Source organism: Tepidisphaeraceae bacterium, assembly GCA_035998445.1.
Classification (GTDB): Bacteria; Planctomycetota; Phycisphaerae; order Tepidisphaerales; family Tepidisphaeraceae; genus DASYHQ01.
Genome location: DASYHQ010000034.1, coordinates 1 through 5,356 on the forward strand (window position 1 = coordinate 1; position 5,356 = coordinate 5,356).

At 63.2% G+C, this 5,356-nt stretch carries 3 protein-coding genes; all 3 read left to right on the forward strand.

Annotation, left to right across the window (positions count from 1 at the left end; translation table 11 throughout):
• A partial coding sequence (locus VGN72_14480) for a hypothetical protein (protein ID HEV7300568.1) occupies positions 1 to 327 on the forward strand: 327 nt, incomplete at its 5' end.
• 455 nt (positions 328 to 782) lie between these two features.
• Positions 783 to 3,128 (forward strand): ATP-binding protein, encoded by a 2,346-nt coding sequence (locus VGN72_14485; protein ID HEV7300569.1) that lies wholly within the window; start codon positions 783 to 785, stop codon positions 3,126 to 3,128.
• Between the two features lie 4 nt (positions 3,129 to 3,132).
• Positions 3,133 to 5,061 (forward strand): EAL domain-containing protein, encoded by a 1,929-nt coding sequence (locus VGN72_14490; protein HEV7300570.1) that lies wholly within the window; start codon positions 3,133 to 3,135, stop codon positions 5,059 to 5,061.
• Positions 5,062 to 5,356 lie beyond the last annotated feature (295 nt).

Here is a 5,356-nt window from a genome sequence, read left to right on the forward strand (position 1 = left end):
ATCGGTCAGGTGAACACGGCGGTGACGCAGATGGACCAGGTGACGCAGGGCAACGCCGCGTCGGCCGAGGAGTGCGCCGCGGCGGCCGAGGAGCTCAGCAGCCAGGCCGAGCAGCTGTCGGGCGTCGTCGGGGAACTGGTCACGCTCGTCGGGGGCAAGGCGGCCCATGGGTCGACGCCAATCGCTCGGACCGCCAAGGCTCGGCCGCAGCCGGTCAAGCGCGCCGCGCCGGCCCGCATTGGCCCCAAGAAGGCCCACGGGACATCGGCAGCCGCCATCCCGTTCGACGAGGACGGCGACTTCGGCGAGTTTAAGAAGGCCGCCTAGATGTTTCCCCATTGCGGCCGTGCTGGTGAACAACCGGCGCGGCCGTTTTCACATTCTCGACCGAAAGCGCCAACCATTCGCTGCCTACTGCCAAACGCCTCATCCGCTTCTTGCAGGGAGGCTCGACCGAGAATAAAGCGGCCCCAAATTGTCGCCGATAGATATGTTGTGCGGAACATCGGTCACCTCGGCTAGGCTGAAGTGGCACAGCGAACGCCTCGTAGAACCGCCTCGCTCCGACGCTTGGGAAATGGCAAACGCTGAGAAGCCTTCAGACGTTCGGTGCGCGATGATGCGTTATGCGCGCTGCACCCTGCTGACAGTTGTTCCGATAGACCGCATGCATCAGTTGCGACAGCCGATGGCCTACTCTTCCAGTCGTAGAGATTCCTATGGTAAGCGATTGTTTCAGCTCACCTGCATCCGACGCTCGGTCGCACCACCTCGACGAAGTTGTGGAGCAGGACCTGCGTTCGAGATGGCGTTTCATCCTGTTCGTCAATCTCGCCGCGTTGGCTTGGATCCTGTTCGTGCCGTTCGGCAAGGGCATGGTAAGTCTCCTTGCTAACACGGTTTTTCCCTTGTGCGGCGCGCTGTTGTGCGTGGTGCTGGGAAAGCGGTTTCGCAATGTTGTTCCAGCGGCGGAAGAACATGCCGGCATGCGGCAGGCAGCGTGGATGTTGATGGTGGCTGGCAGCGTCACGTACGCCGTCGGCAGCATGATCTACTACTACTACGACCTTGTCCTGGACGAACCACCGTTCCCGTCGATCGCTGATGCGATCTTCTTTTGCAGTTACCCGTTGATCATCTCCGGAATGACGCTGCTTCCGACACGCAAGACGTCGAGCGTGGTGCGTGGGCGACTGCTCTTGGACACGCTGATCACGACCGTCGCTGCGGCCACGTTCAGTTGGTACTTCCTCCTCGGTCCGATTCTCCAGCAAGATTCGGACTCATGGCTCGGCCGCGTGCTGGCATCCGGCTATACAATCTTCGACGTCGCTGGCCTGTTTTGCATCCTGCTCCTGTCCGGGCGCCTCACCGGCACCGCCGCGCGATTCGTCGTCCTGCCAGTCGTGTTGGGGAACGTGTGCAACATCGCAGCCGACACCCTCTGGGGATACCGCATCTTGAACGGGGTATACGAAGTTGGGGAACCACTAGACGTTCTGTGGCCGACCGGGTTCATGCTGATCTGCCTCGCCGCCCGCGCGCATCGCTTGGCCCCTTACTGTTCGCTCGACCGCGATGACGCCGAGGTGCCCACCCACGCAGTCACGAATGGCGCCTCTAGCGCTTGGCGGCCACTCGTGCCGTATGCGCTCATGCCACTGCTGGCCGGGATGATCGTCTATGACTACCGCACGCAGTCAAACGCGTGGCTGAGCTACGGCGTATACGGCGGGTCACTGTTGCTGCTGTGCCTACTACTCGTCCGACAGCTGCTGTCGATCATCGAGAACGCCCGATTGAACCGAGAGCTTTCGAAGGCGTTCGGCCAGCTCGATTTTAGCCACCAGTCGCTCAGCCGAGCCCACGCGAAACTGGAGGCGATTGGTCGGGCGTCGATGGACGGTGTGCTGCTGTTCGACGAGACGCTTTCGGTGACCGAGGTAAATCCTGCCGCCCAGCGGCTGTTCGGGCATTCGGGCGGATCGGTCGTCGGCACGTCAATGTCGTCATTGTTCCGACTTGCCAACCGCAACGCGATGACGCTTCATCTTGTGACGGACGCGCTCATCGGCCATCGGATTGACGCCGAGGCACGGCGCGCTGATGGAACGACTTTCCCCGCCGAATTGGCGGTCGTCAAGATGGACCTCCATGGCCCATCGGCCTTCGTGGCATTCGTTCGGAATCAGACGCTCCAGAGGGCAACCGAGGCCGAACGCGAGAATCTACACAGTCGACTAATGACCGCATCGCGCCAGGCAGGCATGGCGGAGATGGCCAGCGGCGTCTTGCACAATGTGGGTAACGTCCTGAACAGCATCAACGTGTCCGCCGCCGTCGTCTCCGAAACGCTGCGCGGCTCCGAGGTTGCCAGTCTGAAGAGAGCCAGCGAGTTGATCGACCAGCACCTGTCGGACTTCGCGACGTACGTCACCGAGGACGACCGCGGGCGCCAGCTGCCTGCTTTCCTGGTCGAAGTTGCAAAGGCCATCGCCAACGAGCAGGACGTGCTCCTACACGAGTTGCGGAGCCTCGGCAGCGGTGTCGAACACATCAAACAGATAATTAGTGCACAACAGGCGCACGCGAAAAGCAGTGTGATCGCCGAGCCCGTTAGCCCAAGGGCCCTGGTCGAATCGGCAATCACGATGCATTCGGAATCCCTTAGCAACCACGACATCCGGATCATCCGCAAGTTCGACGGCGCGGATGACAACGCAGTGCTGGACCGACACAAGGTACTGCAGATCCTCGTGAACCTGATCAGCAATGCCAAACAGGCAGTGAAGGAAGCCAAGCGAGACGGCGGGACCGTAATGGTCTCTATCGGTTGGAGTCGCGCGACGGCTTCGGGCCATGCTCCACGGATCCGCTTCACCATTGCCGACAACGGCGTCGGCATCCCGCAGGACTCGCTGACGAAGATATTCTCCCACGGCTTTACGACCCGTTCGAACGGCCACGGATTCGGCCTGCACAGCGCCGCAAACCTGGCACGCGAAATGGGCGGAACGCTACGTGCCACCAGCGATGGGCTTGGCACGGGCGCAGCCTTCGAACTCGACGTGCCGTCGGTAACCTGTCCCGCAGCAACGATCGATCTCGCTACCTCGGAGGCGACGTAACCCCATGGCGACCCAAAAGTACGCAATATCGTCGGAGGAGATGAGCACGCGGCGAATTCTGATCGTCGACGACAACGAGGCCATTCACGCCGACTTCCGAAAGACGCTCTGTCCGCCGGGCGCATCTCGGCAGCTCGGCGCGGCCAAGGTCGCGTTGTTCGGTGACGATGTCGTCACGGGTAGCACCGAGACGCCGCAACAGGCGCCGCAATTCGCGCTCGACACCGCCACGCAGGGCCAGGAGGGGCTGGCAAAGGTCGAAGCTGCGCTGCGCGAGGGGCGGCCGTACGCCGTAGCGTTCGTCGACATGCGAATGCCGCCCGGCTGGGACGGCCTGCAGACGATCGAGCAGTTCTGGCGCGCCGACCCGCAATTGCAAGTGGTGATTTGCTCAGCCTACTCCGACCACTCGTGGAACGATATCTCCCGCACGCTCGGCTACACGGATCGCCTGCTGATATTGAAGAAGCCTTTCGACCCCGTGGAGGTCTCGCAGCTGGCCACTTCACTGAGCGTCAAGTGGCTGCTACGGTGCAAGGCAGACATGAAGATGGCGGAACTGGAGCGCCTCGTCGAACAGCGGACGGCCGACCTCGTGCACGCGGCGAACCACGACAGCCTCACCGGGCTGCCGAACCGCGCGAGGCTCAAGGAACAGCTCGGCCGTCTGGTGGAGCAGCGGAAGCAGGACGCGTCGTTCGACTTCGCGTTGCTGTTCCTGGATTTCGACCGGTTCAAGCTGATCAACGACAGCCTCGGCCACGCGGCCGGCGACCAGCTATTGGCTGAGATCGGACGTCGTTTGTGTGCCTGCATGGCTGGCCATCGTGCGGAGCGCGGTGCCGTTATGGTCGCGCGGCTCGGCGGTGACGAGTTCGTCGCGCTCGCCGAAGGCATCGCCACCCCAGCCGACGCCGCGGCTTTGGCGGAGCGGCTGCTCCCCATCTTGTCGGCCCCGCACCTCGTCGCGGGTCGAAGCGTGATCAGCACGGCTAGCATAGGGATCGCCACCAGCCACAACGATTACGCTGAGGCCGACGCGATGCTTCGCGACGCGGACGCTGCCATGTACCACGCCAAGGCCGCCGGCAAGGCCCGCTACGCGATGTTCGACGCGCGGATGCACCGCGCTGCCGTCGTCCGACTGGAACTGGAGAACGACCTCCGCCGTGCGCTGGACCGAGGTGAGTTTGTCCTGTGCTACCAGCCCATCATCGGGTTGACCGCCGGCACGCTGGACGGGTTTGAGGCGTTGCTTCGTTGGAACCATCCGACCCGCGGCACGGTCTCGCCAACGGAGTTCATCCCGTGCTGCGAGGAGACCGGCCTCATCGTCCCGCTCGGGCAGTGGGCCCTGTCGGAAGCCTGTCGGCAGTTGGCCGATTGGCAACGGCGCCACCCCGCTCACTCGAATTTGAGCATGAGCGTGAACGTGTCCGCTCGCCAGATGATGATGCCGGACTTTGCGCAGACCATCATGACGGCGATCCACCATAGTGGGGTCGCGACCCGGTCGCTGGCGTTGGAGATCACCGAAAGCATCATGATCAGCGACGCCGCCTCAGCCAGTGATGTGCTGCGGCAGGTCCGTGCCAGTGGCGCGCGCGTCCACATGGACGACTTCGGAACCGGCTACTCGTCGCTGAGCTGCCTGCATCAGTTCCCGCTGGACGCCTTGAAGATCGATCGCAGCTTCATCCGCTGTCTCGGCGAGCGCCGCGAGTTCGCCGCCGTCATCCACGCGATCGTCAATCTTGCACGCAACCTCGACATCGAGCTGATCGCTGAAGGACTGGAGACCGCAGATCAGGTCGCGATGCTTCAGGCCATGGAGTGCGACAAGGGGCAGGGGTACTATTTCGGGAAACCGACAGAAGCGGCTCGAGCAGAGATCCTCCTGCAGGAATCGCATCGGCTGTGGCGGGCGGCATAGCCCGGCGATCACGGATGACCAACGCCCCACCGAGGAGGGGCAACAGACCTTTGCTTTTGATGCCCCCTCACGCCGCCTTCCCCTCCTCCAGTCCGCCAGCACTATCACAGCGGCCAATGTCGGTCGCGCTGGTCCACAGCGGTACTGGGCCGGTAACCGGTCGACCGGGATGTACACCATCTCCAGCCGGTCGCGCGGGATCGCCGCCGCAGGACGCCCGGCCCGGATGGGCCGGATGCGGATCGCGTCGGCCGTCACTTGGTCCACCATGCCAAACCACCCGCCGCCGCCGATC

Bases quoted from the DNA above. Each gene is read 5' to 3' on its own strand.
- VGN72_14490 (HEV7300570.1), top strand. From the start codon at position 3,133: ATGGCGACCCAAAAGTACGCAATATCGTCGGAGGAGATGAGCACGCGG.